Source organism: Micromonospora sp. R77 (genome assembly GCF_022747945.1).
Lineage (GTDB): Bacteria > Actinomycetota > Actinomycetes > Mycobacteriales > Micromonosporaceae > Micromonospora.
In genome coordinates this window covers 1,563,204-1,584,616 of sequence record NZ_JALDST010000001.1, presented here as the reverse complement: position 1 = coordinate 1,584,616, position 21,413 = coordinate 1,563,204, and the positions used below count along the sequence as shown (strand labels likewise).

General features: G+C 72.0%; 15 protein-coding genes. 8 read left to right on the top strand and 7 right to left on the bottom strand.

All coding sequences use genetic code 11. The features are described 5' to 3' along the window. Positions 1-225: 225 nt before the first annotated feature. Positions 226-5,286, top strand: coding sequence for an NAD-glutamate dehydrogenase (locus MRQ36_RS07190; RefSeq protein WP_242794033.1), 5,061 nt, complete (start codon positions 226-228; stop codon positions 5,284-5,286). A 29-nt stretch (positions 5,287-5,315) separates the two neighbouring features. On the opposite strand, the gene MRQ36_RS07185 is transcribed toward MRQ36_RS07190, so the two are convergent. Together MRQ36_RS07185 and MRQ36_RS07180 are read right to left on the bottom strand one after the other, a co-directional pair. After that, positions 5,316-6,071, bottom strand: a complete 756-nt coding sequence (locus tag MRQ36_RS07185) for a class F sortase (RefSeq protein ID WP_242800898.1) — start codon at positions 6,069-6,071, stop codon at positions 5,316-5,318. 1 nt (position 6,072) lies between these two features. Continuing rightward, on the bottom strand, positions 6,073-7,329 hold the full coding sequence (locus MRQ36_RS07180; RefSeq protein WP_242794031.1) for a hypothetical protein: 1,257 nt from the start codon (positions 7,327-7,329) through the stop codon (positions 6,073-6,075). Between the two features lie 571 nt (positions 7,330-7,900). Between MRQ36_RS07180 and MRQ36_RS07175 the strand changes: the two genes are divergently transcribed. Next, positions 7,901-9,718: a glycoside hydrolase family 6 protein gene (locus tag MRQ36_RS07175; protein ID WP_242794029.1), complete on the top strand. Its 1,818-nt coding sequence runs from the start codon at positions 7,901-7,903 to the stop codon at positions 9,716-9,718. A 268-nt stretch (positions 9,719-9,986) separates the two neighbouring features. Here MRQ36_RS07175 and MRQ36_RS07170 read toward each other — a convergent pair whose 3' ends face one another. The 5 genes from MRQ36_RS07170 to MRQ36_RS07150 form a co-directional block, all read right to left on the bottom strand. Further along, entirely contained in the window at positions 9,987-10,358 is a 372-nt protein-coding gene (locus tag MRQ36_RS07170; RefSeq protein WP_242794027.1) for a hypothetical protein, read from the bottom strand. Positions 10,359-10,429: 71 nt separating this feature from the next. Then, complete coding sequence (locus tag MRQ36_RS07165) at positions 10,430-10,735, bottom strand: hypothetical protein (protein WP_242794025.1); 306 nt, start codon at positions 10,733-10,735, stop codon at positions 10,430-10,432. Between the two features lie 29 nt (positions 10,736-10,764). Continuing rightward, the gene (locus tag MRQ36_RS07160; protein ID WP_242794023.1) at positions 10,765-12,426 is read right to left on the bottom strand and encodes a sodium:solute symporter family protein; all 1,662 of its coding nucleotides are present in this window, start codon (positions 12,424-12,426) and stop codon (positions 10,765-10,767) included. A gap of 128 nt (positions 12,427-12,554) precedes the next feature. Further along, positions 12,555-13,190 (bottom strand): hypothetical protein, encoded by a 636-nt coding sequence (locus MRQ36_RS07155; protein ID WP_242794021.1) that lies wholly within the window; start codon positions 13,188-13,190, stop codon positions 12,555-12,557. Between the two features lie 348 nt (positions 13,191-13,538). Beyond that, a complete protein-coding gene (locus MRQ36_RS07150) occupies positions 13,539-14,129 on the bottom strand; it encodes a hypothetical protein (protein WP_242794019.1) in 591 nt (196 codons plus the stop codon). 289 nt (positions 14,130-14,418) lie between these two features. On the opposite strand from MRQ36_RS07150, the gene MRQ36_RS07145 reads away from it, so the two are divergent. From MRQ36_RS07145 to MRQ36_RS07120, 6 genes are all read left to right on the top strand, one after another. After that, complete coding sequence (locus MRQ36_RS07145; protein WP_242794017.1) at positions 14,419-16,767, top strand: nitrate- and nitrite sensing domain-containing protein; 2,349 nt, start codon at positions 14,419-14,421, stop codon at positions 16,765-16,767. After that, complete coding sequence (locus tag MRQ36_RS07140) at positions 16,767-17,189, top strand: roadblock/LC7 domain-containing protein (protein ID WP_242794015.1); 423 nt, start codon at positions 16,767-16,769, stop codon at positions 17,187-17,189. The genes MRQ36_RS07145 and MRQ36_RS07140 overlap by 1 nt, the downstream gene beginning before the upstream one ends. Then, a complete protein-coding gene (locus MRQ36_RS07135; RefSeq protein ID WP_242794013.1) occupies positions 17,179-17,568 on the top strand; it encodes a DUF742 domain-containing protein in 390 nt (129 codons plus the stop codon). The genes MRQ36_RS07140 and MRQ36_RS07135 overlap by 11 nt, the downstream gene beginning before the upstream one ends. Next, on the top strand, positions 17,549-18,151 hold the full coding sequence (locus MRQ36_RS07130) for an ATP/GTP-binding protein (protein ID WP_242794011.1): 603 nt from the start codon (positions 17,549-17,551) through the stop codon (positions 18,149-18,151). The genes MRQ36_RS07135 and MRQ36_RS07130 overlap by 20 nt, the downstream gene beginning before the upstream one ends. Positions 18,152-18,254: 103 nt before the next feature. Further along, positions 18,255-19,295, top strand: a complete 1,041-nt coding sequence (locus tag MRQ36_RS07125) for a lactonase family protein (RefSeq protein WP_242794009.1) — start codon at positions 18,255-18,257, stop codon at positions 19,293-19,295. A 181-nt stretch (positions 19,296-19,476) separates the two neighbouring features. Continuing rightward, positions 19,477-21,222 carry a VWA domain-containing protein gene (locus tag MRQ36_RS07120; protein ID WP_242794007.1) on the top strand — a complete coding sequence of 582 codons (1,746 nt, stop codon included), beginning with the start codon at positions 19,477-19,479 and terminating at the stop codon, positions 21,220-21,222. The last annotated feature ends 191 nt before the right edge of the window (positions 21,223-21,413 follow it).

Here is a 21,413-nt window from a genome sequence, read left to right as displayed (position 1 = left end):
CCCCGCCACGGCCGGGACGTGCGGAAAGAGCGGTCAGGGTCAGTGTGATGAACATCCCGACGGGGTACTCCGCGACCGGCCGACCACGGACCCGCAACGGGTGAAAGGACAGAGTCCCGATCCGGACGTCCGGCCAGTGGTCCGCCGACATACGGACAGAGCGGCAGGGCCTAGGCTGGGCGGCAGAGTGACCCACAACGCGGTGGGTCGAGGGGAGTGGCACCGATGGACCGGCGTCCGGCGATCAAACCGGGACCCGACCTCCGGCAGGCTGACACCGGCCGGGACGACAGCTTCGATTCGGCGACCGACGGAGATGGCTACGGGCATCTCGACACAGGAGTGACCGGGGTGACCGGTTCGAGTATCGACACCCTCTACGACCTCGGTCTGCCGGCACCGGCGCTGGGCGACGACGTGGAGGACACCGAACTCGACGAGCCGGTGCCCAACGCGGAGCGCCTGGTGGCCCAGGCCGTCGCGCTGGCCGGTGACGACCACGACGCGGCGACCCTGGTGGACCGGTTCTGGCGGTTCGCGCCGGACGAGGAGCTGATCGGCTTCACCGCCGAGGAGATGCTCGACGCGGCCCGGGCGCACCGTGACCTGGCCCAGCAGCGGGTACCGGGCGAGCTGAAGCTGCGGATCCACGAACCGCACGCCGACCAGCACCACACGGTCGTCGAGATCGTCACCGACGACATGCCGTTCCTGGTCGACTCGGTGACCGCGCTGCTCAACGCGCACCACCTCGACGTACACCTGCTGGTGCACCCGCTGGTGGTGGTCCGCCGGGAGCCGCTGGGCCGGCTGACCGAGGTCTCCGCCGACGTCGAGCCGGACGACGCGATCGCCGGTGACCTGGTCGAGAGCTGGATGCGGGTCGAGATCGACCCGGTCCGGGACCCGGCCGAGCGGGAGAAGCTGCGCCGCGAGCTGCAGCGGGTGCTCACCGACGTCCGGGAGGCCGTGGAGGACTGGCCGAAGATGCGCCAGCGGGCCCTGGCGCTCGCCGACGAGTTGGCCGCCGCCCGCACCTCCGACAGCCGTCCGCCGGTGCCGGAGAAGGACATCACCGACTCGGTCGAGCTGCTGCGCTGGCTGGCGCACGACCACTTCACCTTCCTCGGCTACCGCGAATACCGGCTGGTCGACACCGACGGGGCCGACGGCGGCCAGGCGTTGGAGGCGGTGCTCGGCACCGGGCTGGGCATCCTGCGCTCCGACTCGCCGGAGGCGCGGTCGCTGAACTCGATGACGCCGGAGGCGCACGAGCGGGTGCTGGAGAAGCGCCTGCTCATCATCACCAAGGCGAACTCCCGGGCCACCGTGCACCGGTCGGCCTACCTGGACTACATCGGCTTCAAGATCTTCAACGAGGCCGGCGAGGTGGTCGGCGAGCGGCGGTTCCTGGGCCTGTTCTCCACCGCGGCGTACCGGACCAGCGTGCAGGAGCTGCCGGTGGTCCGGCGGAAGGTCGCCGAGGTGCTGGACCGCTCGGGCCTGAGCCTGCGCAGCCACTCCGGCAAGGACCTGCTCCAGATCCTGGAGACCTACCCGCGCGACGAGCTGTTCCAGATCAAGACCGACGACCTCTACCACGCGGTGATCGGCGTGCTGCGGATGGCGGGTCGCCGGCAGCTGCGGGTGTTCCTGCGCCGGGACGCGTACGGGCGGTTCATCTCCTGCCTGATCTATCTGCCCCGGGACCGGTTCACCACCCAGAACCGGCTGCGCATGCAGGACATCCTGCTGCGCGAGCTGAACGGGGTCGGGGTCGACTACACCACCCGGGTCACCGAGTCGATGCTCGCCCGGGTGCACTTCATCGTCCGGACCGACCCGACCAACCCGCCCGGCGACATCGACGCCGACCTGCTGGCCGAGGAGCTGGCGGACGCCACCCGGCTGTGGGACGACGACTACCGGCTGGTGCTGGAGCGCAAGCTCGGCGACGAGCAGGCCAAGCACCTGTTCAGCCGGTACGCCGACGCCTTCCCGGAGGGCTACAAGGACGGGCACACGCCGTACGAGGCGATGAAGGACCTGGCCAAGCTGGAGCTGCTGGAGGAGCCCGGCCAGCTCGAGATGCACCTGTTCCGCAAGCAGCTGGCGCCCCGGACCGGGCGGGCCGGCGAGGCGGACGTCGACGAGACGATGGACGTCCGGTTCAAGGTCTACCGGTACGGCGAGCCGATGATGCTCTCCGCCGTGCTGCCGGTGCTGCACTCCCTCGGCGTCCGGGTGGTGGACGAGCACCCGTACGAGGTGGACCGGATCGACGGCCAGGTCTTCCTGTACGACTTCGGGCTGCGCCTGCCCGAGGGGCACCAGGAGCTGGCCGAGGTACGCCCGCACGTGGAGAACGCGTTCGCGGCGGCGTGGCGCGGCGAGGCCGAGGTGGACGGCTTCAACGAGCTGGTGCTGCGCGCCGGGCTGACCTGGCGGCAGGCGGTGGTGCTGCGGGCGTACGCCAAGTACCTGCGTCAGACCGGCACGGTCTTCTCGCAGGAGTACATGGAGCAGACCTTCATCGCGTACCCGCGGATCGCCGGGCTGCTGGTGGAGCTCTTCGAGGCCCGGTTCGCGCCCGGCCCGGAGACGCTCGACGAGCGCCGGCAGCGCAGCGGCGAGCTGGTCGCCGCGATCGGCGAGGCACTGGACGACGTGGCCAGTCTCGACCAGGACCGGATCCTGCGGTCGTACCTGACGCTGATCCAGGCCACCCTGCGGACCAGCTTCTACCAGAAGCCGGTGGGCGGGCGACCGAAGTCGTTCGTGGCGTTCAAACTGGACCCGCAGGCGATCCCGGAGCTGCCGGCGCCGCGCCCCAAGTTCGAGATCTTCGTCTACTCGCCCCGGTTCGAGGGTGTGCACCTGCGGTTCGGGCCGGTGGCCCGGGGCGGGCTGCGCTGGTCCGACCGGCGGGAGGACTTCCGTACCGAGGTGCTCGGCCTGGTCAAGGCGCAGATGGTGAAGAACGCCGTGATCGTGCCGGTGGGCGCCAAGGGCGGCTTCGTGCTCAAGCAGAAGCCGGGCGACCGGGACGAGGCGGTGGCCTGCTACAAGGAGTTCGTCGGCGCGCTGCTCGACGTCACCGACAACATCGTCGGCGGCCGGATCGTCCCGCCGGACGACGTGGTCCGGCACGACGCGGACGACCCGTACCTGGTGGTGGCGGCGGACAAGGGCACCGCGACGTTCTCCGACATCGCCAACGAGATCTCCGCCGCGCACTGCTTCTGGCTGGGCGACGCGTTCGCCTCCGGCGGCTCGGCCGGGTACGACCACAAGCGGATGGGCATCACCGCCCGGGGTGCGTGGGAGTCGGTGAAGCGGCACTTCCGGGAGATGGGGCACGACACCCAGACCCAGGACTTCACCGTGGTCGGCGTCGGTGACATGTCCGGCGACGTGTTCGGCAACGGGATGCTGCTGTCGGAGCACATCCGGTTGGTGGCGGCCTTCGACCACCGGCACATCTTCCTGGACCCGGACCCGGACGCGGCCACCTCGTACGCCGAGCGGAAGCGGCTGTTCGACCTGCCCCGCTCGTCCTGGGAGGACTACGACCCGGAGCTGATCTCGGCCGGCGGCGGCATCTTCCCGCGTACCGCGAAGTCCATTCCGCTCACCCCGCAGGTCCGGGCGGCGATCGGGCTGGACGACGACGTCACGCAGCTCTCGCCGCAGGAGCTGATGAAGGCGATCCTGACCGCACCGGTGGACCTGTTCTGGAACGGCGGCATCGGCACCTACGTGAAGGCGTCGACGCAGACCAACGCCGAGGTGGGGGACAAGTCCAACGACGCGATCCGGGTGGACGGCAAGAGCCTGCGCTGCCGGGTGGTCGGCGAGGGCGGCAACCTGGGCTGCACCCAGCTCGGCCGGATCGAGTACGCGTTGACCGGCGGCCGGATCTACACCGACTTCATCGACAACGCGGCCGGGGTGGACTGCTCCGACCACGAGGTGAACATCAAGATCCTGCTGAACACGGCGGTCGCCGACGGGGCGCTGGACGTGCCGCAGCGGGACGAGTTGCTGGCGCAGATGACCGACGAGGTCGCCGAGCTGGTGCTGCGGGACAACTACGACCAGGCCCGGGCGATCAACAACGCCCAGGCGCAGGCCGCCTCGCTGCTCCCGGTGCACCGCCGGATGATCAACGAGCTGGAGCGGGCCGGCCAGCTCGACCGGGCGCTGGAGGCGCTGCCGCCGGACGAGGAACTGGCGGTCCGGACCGAGTCCGGACTGACCGCGCCCGAGTTCGCGGTGCTGCTGGCGTACGTCAAGATCGTGCTGGAGCGGGAGATCGTGGGCGAGGGGCTGGCCGACGAGGAGTGGACGACCGACATCCTGGTCAACTACTTCCCGACGCCGCTGCGCGAGCGCTTCGCCGACCGGATGGGCCAGCACCGGCTGCGCCGGGACATCGTCACCACCGTGCTGGTCAACGAGGTGATCAACCGGGGCGGCATCTCGTTCGTCTTCCGGGTGGTCGAGGAGACGGCCGCCTCGGCGGCGGACGTGCTGCGCGCCTACGTGGTGGTCAGCGAGGTGTTCGGGCTGCGGGACCTCTGGGACGCGGTCGAGGCGCTGGACAACCGGGTCTCGCCGGAGTTGCAGACGAACGTCTACCTGGACACCCGGCGGCTGCTCGACCGCGCGGTGCGCTGGCTGGTGACCAACCGGCGATCGCCGATCGACGTCCCGGCGGAGATCAGCCGGCTGCGGGACGGGGTCGCCCGCCTGCTGCCCGGTCTGGAGAACCTCTTCTACGGCAGCGAGCGGGAGGCGATCGTCGCCCACATCGACTCGATGACCGGGAAGGGGCTGCCGCGCGAGCTGGCCGAGCAGGCGACCCGCCTGATGTACAGCTTCGGGCTGCTCGACGTGGTGGAGACCGCCCAGGCCACCGGCCGGGACGTCAACGAGGTGGCCGGGGTCTACTTCGTGCTGTCGGACCGGTTCCGGGTGGACTCGCTGCTGTCGAAGATCTCCCTGCTGCCGCGGGAGGACCGCTGGCAGACGCTGGCCCGGATGGCGCTGCGCTACGACCTCTACGCCGCGCTGGCCGCGCTCACCGCGGAGGTCCTGGACTCCACGGCGGACAGCCTGCCGCCGCACGAGCGGGTGCAGGAGTGGGAGCAGGCGAACGCCACCTCGATCCACCGGGCGCACCGGGCGATGGGGGAGTTCGACGAGTCCCGGGCCGACCTGGCCGCCCTGTCGGTGCTGCTGCGGCAGATCCGTACCCTGGTGCGGACCTCCGCCGCGGCCTGACCCGCACGGCCGCGCCGTGCCGGTCGGCGTCATGTCGTCATGCTGGCGAAGACGATGACGTTGTCCAGGTAGCTGCCGGCGGCGCGGTCGAAGACACCGCCGCAGGTCACCACCCGCAGCGCGGGCTTGTCGCCGGGGCCGTAGACCAGGTCGGTGGGGAACGCCGTCTTCGGGTACGACTTCACCTCGTCGACGGTGAAGGTGACCTGGGAGCCGTCCTGGCGGGTGATCGTGATCGGGTCGCCCGGCTTCAACGAACCGAGGTTGAAGAAGACCGCCGGTCCGAGCTTGGCCGAGTCGACGTGGCCGACGACCACGGCGTTGCCGACCTCGCCGGGGCTGGGGCCGGGGGAGTACCAGCCGGCCCGCTGGGCCTGGTCCAGCGGGGGGACCTGAACGGTGCCGTCGGCATTGGTGCCGAGCGACATGATGTCGGCCTGTACGCCGATCCGGGGGATCGAGATGGTCGTCGGGGCGGACCGGGGCAGTCCGGTGGGGGCGGCGTCCGGTCCGGTGGACTCCGGCGCCGGGTCCTCGGTGGTCGCCTGGTCGGCGGCGTCCGGGTCGAGGCCGTCGGGGTCGGTGCCCTCGGCGCCCCCCGGTGCGGTGGTGACCGGGTCGGCGGGTCCGGCCTGGGCCAGCGGCTGGGGCGGGCGGGGCGGCGGCACGGTCCGCACGGACGCGCCGATCATGCCGGATCCCGCCATGGCGAGCAGGACGACGACGGCCGCGCCGGCGGCGCGCCACGGTCTCCCGTGACGGCCGCCGGCCGGTGTCGCCGTCAGGTCAGACGAGCCCATTGGCCCGGCGCCGACGCATCAGCACGATGCCACCCAGGGCGGCCGCGCCGACCATGCCCGCCCCGCCGGCGGCCATGCTCCGGTCGGTGCTGGTGGTGGTCATGCCACCGTCACCGCCGTCGACGTGACCCTTGGGCAGGACGACCAGCTCGCCCTCGCCGCACGAGCCCTTGAGCTCGTACTTGCCCGGACGGGCGTCCTCGGAGACGTGGGCCTCGCCGTAGTAGACGAAGTCCTTCTGGTGCTCCCAGCTCCCCTTGTCCTCGCCACGGCCGTGCTCGTCGCCCATGCCGTACTCGGACTCGTAGCCCTTGTGCGAGCCGTACTCGGATTCCTGGCCGTACTCGGAGCCGTAGCCCTTGTGCGAGCCGTACTCGGACTCCTGGCCGTACTCGGAGCCGTAGCCCTTGTGCGAGCCGTACTCCGACTCCTGGCCGTACTCGGAGCCGTAGCCCTTGTGCGAGCCGTACTCCGACTCCTGGCCGTACTCGGACTCGTGGTCCTTCTTCGAGCCGTACTCGGAGCCGCGGTCGCCCTTCGCGCCGTACCCGGACTCCTGGCCGTACTCCGACCCGTGCTTCATCTTGCCGTCACGGCCGTACTCGTCGCCCTGGCCGGCCTCTTCGTAGCTCGCCCAGTCGTGGCTGTCGTCGGCCATCATGCCGCCGCCCTTGCCGCCCGGCGCCGGGGGCTGGCCGCCCTCGGCCGGCGGCTGGTGCTCGTCCTTGCCCTGCTCCTCGCCCTTGCCGTGTTCGTCCTTGCCCTTTTCGTCCTTGCCGTGTTCGTCCTTGCCCTGCTCTTCGCCCTTGCCGTGTTCGTCCTTGCCCTGCTCCTCGCCCTTGCCCTCTTCCTCCCGGCCGTGCCGGTCCTTGCCGTCGGGGCCCTGGTCGGCGTCCTCTTCGCCCTTCCAGTCGCCGTGCCGGTCCTTGCCGTCGGGGCCGTGGTCGGCATCCTTCTCGCCCTTCCAGCCGCCGTGCTCCTCGCCGCCGTCCTCGCGTGCCGGGTGGAGCTTGACCTTCCCGGTGACCTTGGACCAGACGAAGGCGTGTTCCTGCGCCTCCGGGCAGATCTCGAGCAGCTTGACCTCGTCACCGGCACGCACCGCGTGCGGCTTGGCGAAGACCTTGCCTTCGTCCTCGCTGTGGTGGCCGTCCGCGTACGCGATTGCGGGGCTGAACACCAGCAGGGACGCGCCGCCGAGGGCGGCACCCGCGACGACCTTCCCGAGCATCTTGTTAGCCATGACTTGCGTCACTCCATCCCTCTTCGTCCTGAGCCCGACGACAGTCGAGCTACGTCCGACGTTAGACCGATTCGCGACTTATCCGAGGAAAGATTCGCGTATTGGAGTTTGCGGAAGCTAAGGGCCATAGGAGTGCTACGCCGCCTATGACGGTGTTGCGCCCTGCTCAGCGGTTGCGCCCCCGTCGGGTGGGCCGCCCCCTGACCAGTGCGTTCCGGGCTGCTCGGGCGGCTGCGGCCCGGTCGTGCCGCGCCGTCCGGTGGCCGCCAGGTGTCCGGCGGGTATCGAACCATTGCCATGGAAGCGCTCCCATGTAAGAATCGCTGCACGCGGTTCGGGGAGCCACACCGCGAGGTCAGGTGTCGAGGGCATCCGGGTCAACCGGGCGACATCGGGCAGTCCGACCGGCCGTCGCGCCGGTCGCGTCACCACCACCACCCGTCCGACCGTCCGGGTCGGGCATCCCCCGAAATACACCCCCGTGGTGCCGACGGTCGTCCGTACCGGACGTCCAGCGGGCCATTTCGCCGGGCCGTACGCGGATCCGGTCTCGCCCAAGGAGATCAGTGGCATGAATGTGTGGAGAAGGCTGTCCGGCCGAAACCGGGCGATCGCGCTGACCGGCGCGAGCGTCCTGGTCGCGGGCGGACTGGTGACCCTCCCGGTCACCGCGGCGCAGGCCGCGACGCAGTGTCAGGTGGACTACACCACCAGCGACTGGCCGGGTGGCTTCACCGGCACCGTCACCATCAAGAACCTCGGTGACCCGGTCAGCTCGTGGAACCTCGGCTTCACGTTCCCGACCACCAGCCAGAAGGTGCAGCAGGGCTGGTCGGCCAAGTGGTCGCAGACCGGCCAGAACGTCACCGCCACCAACGAGTCCTACAACGGCTCGCTGGCCAGCGGCGCCAGCACCACCATCGGGTTCAACGGCGCCTGGAGCGGCACCAACCCGAAGCCGACCCAGTTCACCCTGAACGGCACGGTCTGCAACGGCGGCACCCCGCCGACCACGACCCCGCCCACCAGCACGCCGCCGACGACTCCGCCGCCGACGACCCCGCCGCCGACGACGCCCCCGCCCACCACCCCGCCGCCCACGACCCCGCCGCCCACCACCACCCCGCCGGGGCAGAAGGTGGACAACCCCTACGCCGGGGTCAAGGGGTACGTGAACCCGGAGTGGAAGGCCAAGGCGGACGCCGAGCCGGGCGGCAGCCGGGTCTCGAACAACCCGACCGCGGTGTGGCTGGACCGGATCGCCGCCATCAAGGGCACCACCGACAGCAGCTCCAACGGTGCGATGGGCGTCCGGGACCACCTGGACAAGGCCCTCGCCCAGGGCGCCGGCTACATCCAGTTCGTCATCTACAACCTGCCCGGCCGGGACTGCGCCGCGCTGGCCTCCAACGGTGAGCTGGGTCCGGACGACCTGCCCCGCTACAAGAGCGAGTACATCGACCCGATCGCCGCGATCCAGGCCGACCCGAAGTACGCCGGCCTGCGGATCGTCAACATCATCGAGATCGACTCGCTGCCCAACCTGGTGACCAACACCTCCGGCCAGCCAGGCGGCACCGCGATGTGCGACACGGTCAAGGCCAACGGCGCCTACGTGAACGGTGTCGGCTACGCCCTGAACAAGCTGGGCGCCCTCGGCAACACCTACAACTACATCGACGCCGCGCACCACGGCTGGATCGGCTGGGACAGCAACTTCGGCCCGACCGCCAACCAGCTCCTGGCCGCCGCCACCGCGTCCGGCAGCACGGTGCACAACGTGCATGGCTTCATCGTGAACACGGCGAACTACTCCGCGCTCAAGGAGCCGTACATCAAGATCACCGACTCGGTGAACGGCCAGACCGTGCGGCAGTCCAAGTGGATCGACTGGAACCAGTACGTCGACGAGCTCACGTTCGCCCAGGCGTTCCGCAACAAGCTGGTCTCCATCGGCTTCGACAGCAACATCGGCATGCTGATCGACACCTCCCGCAACGGTTGGGGCGGCACCGCCCGGCCCACCGGCCCGGGCGCGACGACCAGCGTCGACACCTACGTCAACGGTGGCCGCATCGACCGCCGGATCCACGCCGGCAACTGGTGCAACCAGGCCGGGGCCGGCCTCGGCGAGCGTCCGAAGGCCAACCCGGAGCCGGGCATCGACGCCTACGTCTGGGTGAAGCCCCCGGGTGAGTCGGACGGCTCCAGCACCCTCATCCCGAACAACGAGGGCAAGGGCTTCGACCGGATGTGCGACCCGACCTACACCGGTAACGCCCGCAACGGCAACAGCATGAGCGGCGCCCTGCCGAACGCGCCGATCTCCGGCGCCTGGTTCTCCGCGCAGTTCCAGGAGCTCATGAAGAACGCCTACCCGGCGCTCTGACGAAGAACCGGCAGGCCTACCCGCCGCAGCGGGAGTGAGGCACCGCCGCGGCAGGTTCCCACGGGCCCCTGGTCCGACCGCGCACCGGTCGGACCAGGGGCCCCCGCCGTCCCGTCCCCCGTCCCGTCCCCCGTCCCCTCCCGTCCCGCTCCCCGCTCACCCGACCTCCCGGTCGATCATGGGGTTGGCGGCGTTTTCGATCTCCGGAACTGCCGCCAACCCCATGATCAACCCAGTTCGGGTGGGGTGGGGAGGGGAGGGGAGGGGGTCAGGGGACGGTTTTTTCGATGGCGGCGGGGCCCAGTTCGGCCAGGTCGCGGCGGGCGCGGTCGAGGTTCTCGGGGGTGAGGTCCTGGCCCCGGGCCATCACCAGGTCCTCCGGTTCCCACGGTTGTTCCGCGCCGGTACGGATGTTGTCGCCGCCGGCGCCGGTGCCCGTCCCGGTCGCCCCGGTGCCGGCCGCGTACGGGTCGCCCAGCAGGTCGGGGGAGCCGGTGTCGGGTACCGCGCCGTCGGGCTCGGTGAAGACAGGATTGTCCGGGTCGGTGCCGCCGGTCCGGAGCTGCGGCACGGTGCTGTCGTCGTCCACCGCGGCGGCCGCCTCGGGCGTCTCCTCCAGCGGTCGGTCCCGATCAGTCATGATGACCCTCCTCGTCCCGGACACGTTCCCTCGTCCCGGGTACCCCGTCGGGGGCGGGCCATGCGGGAAGGTCAGACCTCCCGGGCCTCCTCGGTGGTCGGCGGCCGGAGCGGGCGCAGCCACTGCCAGAGCAGCATCAGCAGCCCGAAGGCGAGCATCGCCAGCCCGGCCCAGAGGTTGATCCGTACCCCCTGCGCCTTGTCGATCTCGGCTGCCGAGTCGAAGATCCCGACCAGGCCGACGATCACCCCGTACGCGACGAAGAGCCCACCGATCACCCGGCGGATGTCGAAGAGCCGGGCCGCGGCGGACCGGGCGCGCTCGGCCTCGGTCTCCTCGACCTGCGGGTCGTGCGCCCGCTCGTTGCGGTGGTCCATGGTCAACCTCCTCAGGGTGGGTGGCCGGATCAGAAGACCGGGATGTAGAAGAGCGCGGCCAGGACCACCGCGATCGCCCCGAGCAGCACCGGGGAACGCCACCAGACCTGGTCGCCGGCCAGCACGTCGGCCTTCAGGTCGACGCCGCCCATGCCGTACACCAGGCCCTCCAACTCCTCGTTGCGCTTGGGCCGGGTGAGCGGGGTGATGACCGCGGCGACGACGGCCACCGTGACGAAGGCGAGCCCGGCACCCCAGAAGCTCTCCTCCAGGTCGGAGTTGAAGCTCAGCACCCCGGTCTTGTAGAGCAGGTAGGTCGCCACCGCCACGACCGTGCCGGACAGCAGCGACCAGAAGCCGGCCAGCGCGCTCATCCGCTTCCAGAACATGCCGATGATGAAGGTGGCGAAGAGCGGGGCGTTGAAGACCGAGAAGAGCGCCTGGATGTAGTTCATGATGTTGCTGAAGCCGGCGGCGATGAACGCCGTACCGATGCCGGCGAGCACCCCGACCACCGTCGCGATCCGGCCGATCCGCAGGTAGTACTCGTCCCCCCGGTCCCGGCGGACGTACTCCTGCCAGATGTCGTACGTGAAGACGGTGTTGAAGCCGCTCACGTTGGCCGCCATGCCGGCCATGAAGGACGCGACCAGGCCGGTCACCGCGACGCCCAGCACGCCGTTGGGGAGCAGGTCGCGCATGAGCAGCGGGATCGCGTTGTTGTAGACCATGTCGCCGGACTCGGCGCCCAGCCCCTTCACGGTGACCAGGGCGATCAGGCCGGGGATCACGGTGACCGCCGGGATCAGCAGCTTCGGGTACGCGGCGATGATCGGCGTCCGCCGGGCGGCGCTCATGTTCTTGGCCGACAGGGCGCGCTGCACCTCGGCGAAGTTGGTGGTCCAGTAGCCGAAGGAGAGCACGAAGCCGAGACCGAAGACGATGCCGAGCCAGTGCGCGCCGAGCGGGTTGTCGGTGCTGCCGGTGCCCTGCCAGGCGTGCAGGCCGGCCTCGCCGAGCTTCGAGTCCCGGACCGCGTCCATCAGACCGTTGACCCCGCCGACCTTGACCAGGCCGAGCACGGTGATCGGCACCAGCCCGGCCACGATCACGAAGAACTGGAGCACCTCGTTGTAGATCGCGCCGGAGAGCCCGCCGATGGTGATGTACGCCAGCACGATCACCGCGCCGACGATGATCGCCACCCAGAGCGGCCAGCCGAGCAGCGCCTGCATGATCAGCGCGAGGGCGTAGAGGTTCACCCCGGCGATGAGCATCTGCGCCACGGCGAAGGTGATCGCGTTGAGCAGGTGCGTCGGCCGGTTGAACCGCAGCCGCAGGTATTCCGGGACGCTGCGCACCCGGGAGCCGTAGTAGAAGGGCATCATCACGATGCCGAGGAAGACCATCGCCGGCACGGCGCCGATCCAGTAGTAGTGGACCGTCATCGCGCCGTACTGGGCGCCGTTGGCGGCCATCCCGATGATCTCCAGGGCGCCGAGGTTCGCCGAGACGAACGCCAGGCCGGTCACCCACGCGGGCAGCGACCGCCCGGAGAGGAAGAAGTCGACGCTGGTCCGGATCGCCCGACGGGCGGCGAAGCCGACCCCCAGCACGGTGACGAAATAGAGCGCCAGGATGCCGTAGTCCAGCGCGTTCATGTTCAACCGCAGGCCGCCGCCGTCGCCCATCCCGCCACCCCTCTTCCACGCCGGTAGTGCGCGGCTCCTACCCCGATGTCCGGACCTTCATGCCTGCCGGGCAGGAAACGGACAGCAGGACGCCCCGGCCGGAGCCGGCCGGGGCGTCCGTACGGGGCTCAGCGACCGAGGACGCGGTCCAGGAAGTCCCGGTAGTCGCGTACGGCCACCCGCAGCTGCTCGGTGTCCGCCGAGCCGGACTCCTGCCAGCCGCCCAGCTTGCTCTTCTGCGCGCGCAGCGCGGCGGAGAGCGCCTCGATGGCCTCCTCGACCAGCGACTGCGCCTCACCGACGGCGGCCTTCGGGTCGTCCACGAAGCGGAGCTGCACGCCGCGCCAGCGGTCCCGGAAGCCCTGCGCGGTCGCCGGGTCGAAGAGCGTGGCGGCGTCCGCGGGCACCGCACCGGGGGTGGGGCGGGCCGCCCCGGCCAGTCCCGCACCCGCCGCGACGCCGGCACCGCCCGTCGCGGTGTCGGTGTCCGGGTCGACCATGGTCGGCTCGGCGCTGCCGTACCCGGCGGCACCGGCACGCGGCGCGTCGTCGTCCCGCTCCGCCACCCGGTGGTCCCCGTCGCCGGCGTGCTCGGCCGCCCACCGGTCCCGGTCGTGCAACCGGTCGCCGGCCGTCGGGTCGGCCCGCTCGTCGTCGAACGCGTCGGTCCGCCCGGGAGCGCCGTCGCCCGGCATGGCGGTGTCCTCGGCGCGCGGGTCCCGCTCGTCCTCCGGACGGCCGCTCGCCATCGCCGAGGCGGCCACCGCGTCGCCGACCGTGGTGCGCCGAAGGCGGTCGGCAGCGGGGCGGGCTCGTGGAACTCGGGCCGGCCGTCCCGGTCGGCGTCGGCCGCCGATGCGGCGCGGAGCTCCCGCGCGTCGTACCCCCGGGTCTCGTCCGGATCGGCGGCCCGGCGCCCGTCGGCGACCGCCGGGTCGTCGAAGGTGCCCCGGTCGTCCAGCGCGTCCTCCGGTACGTCGGCGCGGGCGGCCCGGTCGCGCCGGGTCTCCCCGGGTACGTCCTCCGGGTGCGGCACCGGCACCGGTGCGGACCGGACGGCCTCCGGGTGCCCGTTCGTGACCTGCTGCTCTTCGGAACGCATCGCAGCCTCCTCAGCGGCTCGTGACGTCGGGCTGGTGGTCGGGGTGGTGCTGCTCGGGCTGCTGGCCGACCGGGTCCGTGCCGAGCAGGTCGGCGAAGAGGGCCCGGTAGTGCACGACCGCCTGGCGCAGCTCCTCGGTGCTGGCCTCGCCGCGCTCGTTGCGCAGCCGGATCTCGTGGGCGTCGCGGTAGTGGGTGAGGGTGCGGGCGTGCTCGACCGAGAGGTGCGCGATCTGGTCGGAGAAGTCGCCGGTCGGGTAGCCCCGCTCGGCGATCAGCCGGCTGACCAACTCGTCGGCGTCACCGACGGTCTCCGCCGGGGAGTCGACGAACCGGACCTGGAGTTCCTCCCAGGCGGCGGCGTACTTCGTCCGGGACTCCGGGCTGAGCGGGGTGAGTTCCAGCTCGGCGTGCCGGCGTTCCCGGTCCCGCAGCTCCCGCTCGGCGGCGCTGCGGCTGTCCCGCTCCTGCACGACCCGGTCGTACTCGGGCCCGAAGCGCTGCCTGAGGGCTCGGCGACGGCTCGCCACCACGGCGAACGCGGCCAGCGCCGCGAGCACCAGAACGACGACGACTATGACGACTACCTGCGTGGGCGACATGGCTCCTCCTTCGCCCGCTGGTATTCCCTCCGTCCGGTGATCGCCAATCCCGATCCGGGCCACTTTCCTGGCCGATTCCCCACTCTCGCGGCTTTCAGGCATCGGGACGCCGGGAACCGGTGTGGAGGGTGCCAGCGGACGGTAGGGACCACCGAGACGGCCGGTAGTGCATCGCGAATGGATTACGTATCCTTCCCAGGGTGCCCGAGCCGGGGCCCGGCGCCGCGGCCGGGACACCGCCCGGTCCGGTCCCGGTGCCACCCCTGCGACACCTTCCGGGCGAGGTCTGATGAACACCCGCGACTGGCCGATCCGCGCCAAGCTGACCGCGCTGGTCATCGGGCCGGTGAGCGCGCTGCTGGCACTGTGGATCTTCGCCACCACGCTCACCTTCGGGCCGGCCCTCGACCTGCTCGCCGCGCGCACCCTCCTCTATGACCTCGGCCGGCCCGGCGAGACCGTCGTCGCCGAGCTGCAACGCGAACGCCGGCTCTCGGTGGTCGAACTCGCCGGCACGACCGACCTGCCGGCCCTGACCGAGCAGCGGCTGCGTACCGACCGGGCGGTGGCCGACCTGCGCCGCCGGATCGACGGCGACGACCTGCGGGACGCGGCCGGCGACCTGCTCGACACCCGACTGGACCAGCTCGCCGGCGCGTTGGACGCGCTGCCCGCCGGGCGTGGCTTCATCGACCGGCGGCAGGTGGACCGGGCCGGGGCGCTCGGCCTCTACAGCGGAATGATCTCCTCGGCCTTCCAGGCGTTCTCCGCCATGGCCACCCTGCCCGACATGCAGCTCAACCGGGAGGCGCTGGCGCTCACCGCGCTCGGCCGATCCCGCGAGCTGCTCGGCCAGACCGACGCGTTGCTGGCCGGCGCGCTCACCGCCGGCCGGTACGCCGAGGGTGAGCACGCCCAGGTCGTGCAGACCATCAACAACCAGCGGTTCCTCGCCGAGACCGCGGTCGCCGACCTGCCCGGCCCGGGGCGCGCGGCCTACCAGCGGCTGACCGAGGGGGAGGCCTTCGTCCGGCTGCGCGGCCTCCAGGACTCCCTGGTCCGCACCCCCGACCTGCCCACCCGGCTCGACGTACGCACCTGGGAGGCCAGCCAGGCGACCGTCCAGCGGGAGTTGCGCGACTTCGAGCTGAGCCAGGCCGACGGGCTGGCCGAACGCTCCGTCCCGATGGCGGTCGGCATCCTGATCCGCCTCGCCGCCGCCGGGCTGCTCGGCCTGGCCGCGATCGTGGTCTGCGTACTGGTGGCGCTCCGGGTCGGCCGGTCGCTGGCCCGGCGGCTGACCGGGGTCCGCACCGCCGCGCTGGAGATGGCCGAGCAGCGGCTGCCCGACGTGGTCGCCCGGCTGCGCCGCGGCGAGGAGGTCGACGTCGCCCGGGAGGCCCCCGAGCTGGACCATGGCGCCGACGAGATCGGCCAGGTGGGCCGGGCCTTCAACGAGGTACGACGGACCGCCGTCCAGGCCGCCGTGGACGAGGTCACCCTGCGCCGCGGGCTGAACGACGTCTTCCTCAACATCGCCCGGCGCAGCCAGGGCCTGGTGCACCGGCAACTCGCCCTGCTCGACCGGCTGGAACGGCACACCGAGGACCCGGACGAGCTGGCCGGCCTCTTCCAGGTCGACCACCTCGCCACCCGGCTGCGCCGGCACGCCGAGGATCTCGTCATCCTCGCCGGTGCCGCGCCCGGCCGGGGCTGGCGCAACCCGGTCGCCACGGTCGACGTGATCCGCGGCGCGATCTCCGAGGTGGAGTCGTACGACCGGGTGGACGTCGGGGAAGTGCAGCCCGCCGGGGTGCTGGGCCGGGCGGTCGGTGACGTCATCCACCTGCTCGCCGAGCTGATCGAGAACGCCACCGCCTTCTCCCCGCCCGGCACCCGGGTCGACGTCACCGGTCAGGCCGTGTCCAACGGGTACGCCATCGAGGTCACCGACCACGGCCTCGGCATGTCGCCGCAGGCGCTCGACGACGCCAACCGGCGGCTGTCCCGCTCGCCCGACTTCGACCCGGCCGACAGCGCCCGGCTCGGCCACTTCGTGGTCGCCCGGCTCGCCGCCCGGCACGGCGTCCGGGTCCAGCTGCGCCCGGCCACCCCGGGCGGGGTCACCGCCGTCGTGCTCGTCCCGGCCGACCTGGTCACCGACGAGCCGGCCGTGGGGCCGGCCGGTCGGGACGGCGGGTCGACCGGCGACCAGCGGATGGCCAAGGTGACCCGGCTGAGCACCCTGCCCCGGCCGCGCAACGCCCGCCCGACCCGGGACCGGTCCGAGTCGGGCACCCCGGTGCTGCCCTTCGCGGCAGGCCGGGGCTCAGGCGTCGAGGCGCCCGCGGACGGCGACGGCCTGCCCCGCCGGGTACGCCGACGCGGCCCGGCCCGGCCCCGGCCGGCCGTCGCGGACACCCCGGCGCCCCGCCCGCCGGAGGAGGTACGCCGGACGATGTCCGCCCTCCAGGCCGGTACGGCGCGGGGCCGACGGGACGGTGCGCGGGCGATGACCGCCCCGACCGTCCCGCTCGCCCAGGTCAAGCCGATCGGGCCGGACCGGGCGGACGAGTCCTCCCCGCCGGAGCCGTCGGTGGCTCCGGACCTGCCGAACGCAACTGAGAGGGACGCCTAGTGGTGCACACGACGAGGCAGAACGCCGATCTCGACTGGTTGCTCGACGAGTTGGTGGCCCGGGTCCCGGCCGCCCGCCAGGCCGTGGTGCTCTCGGCGGACGGGCTGCTGCTCGGAGCCTCCGCCGAGCTGGACCGGACCGACGCGGAGCACCTCTGTGCGCTGGCCTCCGGCTTCTCCAGCCTGGCGAAGGGCGCCACCCGGCACCTGGCCGGCGGGGCGGTCCGGCAGACCGTGGTGGAGATGGACTCCGCGTACCTCTTCGTCACCGCCGCCGGCCAGGGCGCCTGCCTGGCCGTGGTGAGCGAGGCGGACGCGGACATCGGCCTGGTCGCGTACGAGATGGCGATGCTGGTGATCCGGGTGGGCGAGAACCTCAGCGCCCCGGCCCGGTCGTCGTCGGGTACGGCCCATGCGGACTGAGTCGCCGGGACCCCAGCACGAGTGGCTGGACGCGGCCGCCGGTCCGGTCGTGCGCCCGTACACCCTGACCGGCGGCCGGGTCCGGCCGCCGGTGGAGGGCTTCGACCTGGTCGCCTTCGTGCTGGCCACGGAGTCCGCCGACCCGGTCGGTCAGCCGGGGTTGCAGCCGGAGCACCGGCGCCTGGTCGAGCTGGCCCGACGGCCGGTGGCGGTGGCCGACCTCGCGGCCGACCTCGACCTCGCGGTCGGTGTGGTCCGGGTGCTCATCGGCGACCTGCTGGCCCGCCGGCTGGTCACCGTGCACCGGCCGCCGGCCGCCTCCCACCTGCCCGACGACAACATCCTCAAGGCGGTGGTCAGTGGACTCCGTGCGCTGTGACCGGGAGGCGGTCGGCCGGCCGGTCCCGCTGGCCCTGAAGATCCTCATCGCGGGCGGTTTCGGGGCCGGCAAGACGACGCTGGTCAGCGCGTTGAGCGAGGTCCGGCCGTTGCAGACCGAGGAGGTGCTGACCGACGCCGGGATCGGCACCGACGACCTCTCCGGGGTGGAGCAAAAGTCGACGACCACGGTGGCGATGGACTTCGGCCGGATCACCATCAACGACGATCTCCAGGTCTATCTCTTCGGCACCCCCGGCCAGGACCGGTTCTGGTTCCTCTGGGACGAGCTGGCCTTCGGGGCGCTCGGCGCGGTGGTGCTCGCCGACACCCGCCGGCTGGCCGACTGCTTCCCGTCGATCGACTACTTCGAGCAGCGGAACATCCCGTTCGTGGTCGGGGTGAACTGCTTCGACGGGTCCCGCCGGTTCAGCCTGGAGTCGGTCCGGGACGCGCTCGACCTGGACCTGGACGTGCCGCTGGTGCTCTGCGACGCCCGCGACCGGCAGTCCGGGAAGCTGGTGCTGATCTCGCTGGTCGAGCACGTCGCCCGGCAGCGGGGCGAGCCGGTCCCGGTCGGCTGAGGTCACCCGGTGGCGAACCGGTCGCGGAAAAGAGGGCTGAACCACCGGCTCGCCGGGAAGCCTCTGGTTGGATCGACGGAGGAACGGCGGAAGGTGGGATCCGGTGACCGGTCAGGGCGAGATCGTCCACATCGGCGGCTACACGGCGGACAGCGGTGGGCGGGCCGCGGGAATCGAGGCCGCCCGGCGCGACCCGGCGTCGGGGGAGCTGACCCCGATCGGTACGGCGGCGGTGACGCCGTCGCCGTCGTTTCTCGTCCGGCACCCGGCGCTACCGGTGGTCTATGCCGTCAACGAGCTGTCCGAGGGGCAGGTCAGCGCCTTCCGGGCGGCCCCCGACGGTGAGCTGACCGAACTCGGGGTGCGGCCCACCGGCGGTGCCGAGCCCTGTCACCTGGCGGTCGCGCCGGACGGTCGGCATCTCTTCGTCGCCAACTACGGCGGGGGCAGCGTGGCCGTCTTCCCGCTCGACGCGCAGGGTGTGCCGGGCGACCGCAGCGACCTGGTCCGGCACGAGGGGCACGGCGCGGATCCGGAGCGGCAGGACCGCGCCCACTGCCACATGGTCTCGCCCGATCCGGCCGGCGGGCCGCTGCTCGCCGTCGACCTGGGCACCGACTCGGTCTACCGCTACGACCTCGACGTCGCCTCCGGTCGGCTGGTGCCCCGCGCGCCGCGGGTGCGTACCCCGGCCGGCACGGGCCCCCGGCACCTGGCCCGGCACCCGGACGGCCGGCGGTGCTGGCTGGTCGGCGAGCTGGACGGCACGGTCACCGCGTACGACCTCTCCGACGGCACGCTGCACCAGCGGCAGCGGGTGGAGGCGAGCGGGCGGGCCGGGCACGTGCAGCCGTCGGAGGTCGCCGTCGGAGCGGACGGTCGCTTCCTCTACGTCGGCAACCGGGGCGTCGGCACGGTCTCGGTCTTCTCGCTCGCCGGTGCGGCACCGGAGCTGGTGGCCGAGGTCGACACCGGGGGCGAGTGGCCACGGCACTTCGCCCTGGCCGGGGCGCATCTCTATGTCGCCGACGAGCGCGCCGACATGATCCGGGTGTTCCGGGTGGATCCGGCCGACGGGTTGCCGGAGCCGGTGGGGGAGCCGGTGCTGACGCCCAGCCCCACCTGCGTACTGCCCTGGTCGTGAGCACGCAGCGGGGTCGGTCCGGCACCCTCCGGAGTGGACGACGCCACGGCAGGAGACCGAGCGACCACTCACCGTAGCAGTTTCGCGATCAACTGTTTCTCCTGCGTAACTTTCGTCCGAACGGTTATGGCAGTAACCCCACGAGATACGCAAGATGGTCAGCGTGTCAGGCCGCCATCGCATGCGTTCAAGCCTCCGCGGGGCAGGTGCCGCCGCGACGGCGACTGCTCTCGTCGCCGTCGTCGCCGGCTCCTGGTTCGGTTATCAGCAGCTGGCCGGGCCCTCGTGCTCGGGACAGATCCAGCTGTCGGTCGCGACCGCCCCGGAGATCGCCCCGGCGGTGAAGGCGGCGGCGGACCAGTGGGTCGCCGACGGAGCGGCGGTCGGGGGCACCTGCCTCGCCGTCAACGTCACCGCCGCCGAGCCGGTGGACGTGGCCGCCGCGGTGGCGACCAAGCACGGCGCCACCCTGGCCGGGGTCGGCCAGGCCAGCGGCACCGCGGTCACGCCGGACGTCTGGGTGCCGGACTCCTCGACCTGGCTGCTGCGGCTGCGCAACGGCGGGGCCACCGCCTTCGCCCCGGCCAACGGCGCCTCCATCGCCCGCAGCCCGATCGTGGTGGCGGTGCCCGAGCCGGTGGCCTCGGCCCGGCTGAACTGGCCCGACAAGAAGCTGACCTGGACCGACCTGCTGCGCCAGGTAACCAGCAGCAAGCCGTTGCGCGCCGGCATCGTCGAGCCGACCCAGGACGCGGCCGGCCTCTCCGGGCTGCTCTCGCTGACCGCGGCGGCGAGCGGCGGCGGCGGTGACGCGCAGAAGGCGATGACCGCCGCGTTCCGGGCGCTGGCCACCGGTCGGTCCGCGCTGCGGCAGGACCTCCTCGCGCGCTTCCCGCGCTCGTCCGACCCGGCGGCGATCGCCAACGGCCTCGGTGCCGCGGCGCTCTCCGAAGAGGACGTGATCGCGTACAACCAGACCAAGCCGCCGATCCAGCTGGCCGCGCTCTATCTGGAGCCGTCGCCGATGCCGCTGGACTACCCGTTCGCGGTGCTGCCCGGCATCGAGCCGGCGAAGGCGTCGGCCGCGAAGGTGCTCTTCGAGGTGCTCACCAAGCGGAACTTCCGGGACCGGCTGGCCGCCCAGTCGCTGCGCGGGCCGGACGGCAACTGGGGTGACGGTTTCAAGGCGCCCCAGGGTGCCCCCAGCCCGGCCAACGGCGGCGCGAGTGCCGTCCCGGCGACCGGCCAGGGCGGCACGGCGGGTCTCGACCCGGCCGCCATCCAGCGGGCCACCGCCACCTGGTCCGTGGCCACCCAGTCCGGTCGGATGCTCTGCGTCATCGACGTCTCCGGCTCGATGAAGCAGGTGGTGCCGAGCGCCGGCAGCGCGAACCGCGAGCAGGTCACGGTCGAGGCGGCCCGGCGGGGCCTGAGCCTCTTCGACGACTCCTGGTCGATCGGGCTCTGGACCTTCTCCACCAAGCTGAACGGCAACACCGACTACCGGCAGCTGGTGGGGATAAACCCGCTGTCCGGCAACCGGGGCGCGCTGGAGCAGGGCCTGGCCGGGATCCGGCCGTCCGACGGCAACACCGGCCTCTACGACACCATGCTGGCGGCCTACAAGGAGGTCCAGCGGGAGTGGGAGCCGGGCAAGGTCAACTCGGTGGTGCTCTTCACCGACGGCAAGAACGACGACGACAACGGGATCTCGCAGGCTGAGCTGCTCAAGCAGCTCGCCAAGATCAGGGACCCGGAGCAGCCGGTCCAGGTGGTCATCATCGGTATCGGTGCCGACGTCAGTCAGGCCGAGTTGAAGTCCATCACCAAGGTCACCGGGGGCGGCGCCTTCGTCACCGAGGACCCGGCCAAGATCGGCGACATCTTCCTCCAGGCGATCGCGCTGCGGCCGAACGCACCCCGCTGAGCCGCCAATCAGGATAGGGTGTGCCGCCGTACCGGGAACCCGGTACGGCGGCACGCTTCCCGGCCACGGGTGGGTCGGGAAAAGTGACGGCAATACGTCCGAAGCAATCGGCATTCATAATTATCGAGGCAAGATGTCGACGTGCCCCGGCACGGCCGATCCCGCCCGGGGCCGGCTGCCTCGCCGGGGCC

Bases quoted from the DNA above. Each gene is read 5' to 3' on its own strand.
- MRQ36_RS07190 (WP_242794033.1), top strand. From the start codon at position 226: ATGGACCGGCGTCCGGCGATCAAACCGGGACCCGACCTCCGGCAGGCT.
- MRQ36_RS07160 (WP_242794023.1), bottom strand. From the start codon at position 12,426: ATGGGCGACGGCGGCGGCCTGCGGTTGAACATGAACGCGCTGGACTAC.
- MRQ36_RS07175 (WP_242794029.1), top strand. From the start codon at position 7,901: ATGAATGTGTGGAGAAGGCTGTCCGGCCGAAACCGGGCGATCGCGCTG.
- MRQ36_RS07180 (WP_242794031.1), bottom strand. From the start codon at position 7,329: ATGGCTAACAAGATGCTCGGGAAGGTCGTCGCGGGTGCCGCCCTCGGC.
- MRQ36_RS07165 (WP_242794025.1), bottom strand. From the start codon at position 10,735: ATGGACCACCGCAACGAGCGGGCGCACGACCCGCAGGTCGAGGAGACC.
- MRQ36_RS07135 (WP_242794013.1), top strand. From the start codon at position 17,179: ATGCGGACTGAGTCGCCGGGACCCCAGCACGAGTGGCTGGACGCGGCC.
- MRQ36_RS07150 (WP_242794019.1), bottom strand. From the start codon at position 14,129: ATGTCGCCCACGCAGGTAGTCGTCATAGTCGTCGTCGTTCTGGTGCTC.
- MRQ36_RS07170 (WP_242794027.1), bottom strand. From the start codon at position 10,358: ATGACTGATCGGGACCGACCGCTGGAGGAGACGCCCGAGGCGGCCGCC.
- MRQ36_RS07145 (WP_242794017.1), top strand. From the start codon at position 14,419: ATGAACACCCGCGACTGGCCGATCCGCGCCAAGCTGACCGCGCTGGTC.
- MRQ36_RS07120 (WP_242794007.1), top strand. From the start codon at position 19,477: ATGCGTTCAAGCCTCCGCGGGGCAGGTGCCGCCGCGACGGCGACTGCT.